Annotated in this window: 2 protein-coding genes; one reads left to right on the top strand and one right to left on the bottom strand. The window is 64.9% G+C overall.

Annotated features, from left to right (window positions below; genetic code table 11):
* A partial coding sequence (locus tag EOA27_RS35480; protein WP_145970796.1) for an ABC transporter permease occupies window positions 1–893 on the top strand: 893 nt, incomplete at its 5' end.
* A 6-nt stretch (window positions 894–899) separates the two neighbouring features.
* Here EOA27_RS35480 and EOA27_RS35475 read toward each other — a convergent pair.
* A partial coding sequence (locus EOA27_RS35475; protein ID WP_189562280.1) for a 3'-5' exonuclease occupies window positions 900–1,691 on the bottom strand: 792 nt, incomplete at its 5' end.

The raw sequence follows: 1,691 nt of genomic DNA, 5'->3' as shown, positions 1-1,691 counted from the left end.
TGATGGCGGTGTTCATGATCGCCAACCCGACCGTGTTCACCACCTGGTATCTCTACAGCTCGGTGCTGACGACGCTTCCGGTGGCGCTGTTCGTGGTGGTGCCGCTGGTCTTCGTCGTCACCTGCGGCGAGATCGACCTGTCGTTCCCGGCAACGATGGGTTTCGCCTCCTGGGTCTTCGCGCTGGTGGTGCAGGCGGGCTACGATCCGTTCCTGGGCATCGCGGCGGCTGTTGTCACCGGTACGCTGCTCGGCTTCCTGGTCGGCTCGCTGGTCGTCTATGGCGGGCTGTCGTCGCTGATCGCCACGCTCGGCATGAATTTCCTGCTGCGCGGCCTGATCCAGATCATCAACGAGGGCAAGTCGACGGCGCTGACCAATCTGGCCGACAGCGCGGCCTACAAGATCTTCTCCAGCCAGATCTGGGGCATTCCCGTGCAGATCTTCTGGGCCATAGCCTTCGTCGTGTTCTCGGCGCTGCTCTTCAACCGACACCGCTTCGGCGCGCAGGTGAAGGTGGTCGGCGACAATCCCGACAGCGCCAAGCAGATGGGCATCGACGTCAAGCTCGTGCGGGTGAAGGTGTTCGTCTTCACCGGCATAGGCGCGGCGATCGCCGGCACCTTCTCGGTGATGATCAACTTCACCTGGTGGCCGACGGCGGGCGACGGCTATCTGCTGCCGGTGCTCGCCTCGGTGTTCGTCGGCGGCACGCCGACCTGGGGCGGCATCGGCACGGTGGTCGGCGGCGCGATCGGCGCGGTCACTGTGTCGTTCATCCAGACCGGCGTTGTGGCGGCGGGCCTCAGCGGCTTCTACGTCCAGTTCTTCAACGGACTGATCATCATCCTGTCGCTGCTCGGCCACAAGTGGAACCAGGCAAGGTACAGGTGAGGGCGGTCACACCGGCGCGACGAACCCGTCCAGCACGCGCTTTTGCCCGGCCTTGTCGAAGTCGATGGTGAGCTTGTTGCCTTCGATGGCCGCTATGTTGCCGTTGCCGAATTTCTGGTGGAAGACGCGGTCGCCGACATTGAAGGCTGACGGCGTGTCTGCGACGGATTTGGCGACCAGCTCGCCCTCGATGGTGCGGCCCTTCACGCTGGTCCGGCCGGCGCCGTAGCCTGAGTCGGTCTCGCCATAGCCGATGCGCTCGACCTGGTGGCCGGAGCGGGTGCCCCAGTTGCGGTCGGTCGCTTCGGTGCGGTTGGCCTGGGCGCGCTGCCAGCCGGGCGTGGCATAGGTGTTGGAAAAACTGCCCTGGTCCTTGGCGCCGACATTGTCGAAGCGCGAGGCGCCGTAAGGGTTCTGCCGGCCTCCACCGCGTCCCGATGCAAAAGCGCCGCCGCCATAGGGATTGCCGTAGCCGCCATAGGAATTGCCGCCCTCGGCGACGTCGATATGGGTTTCCGGCAGCTCGTCGACGAAGCGCGACGGGATGGTCGATTGCCACAACCCGTGGATCTGACGGTTGGAGACGAACCAGATGTGCAGGTTCTTCTTCGCCCGCGTCAGTCCGACATAGGCAAGCCGGCGCTCTTCCTCCAGGCCGGAGCGCCCGCCTTCGTCCAGCGCGCGCTGATGCGGGAACAAGCCTTCCTCCCAGCCGGGCAGGAAAACGGTCTCGAATTCGAGGCCCTTGGCCGAATGCAGCGTCATGATCGAGACCGCATCCTGCTCGGCATTCTGCTC

This window comes from Mesorhizobium sp. M2A.F.Ca.ET.037.01.1.1 (assembly GCF_003998075.1).
GTDB lineage: Bacteria > Pseudomonadota > Alphaproteobacteria > Rhizobiales > Rhizobiaceae > Mesorhizobium.
The sequence above is the reverse complement of the archived record's forward strand: the minus strand, read 5'-3'. Positions and strand labels throughout refer to the sequence as shown.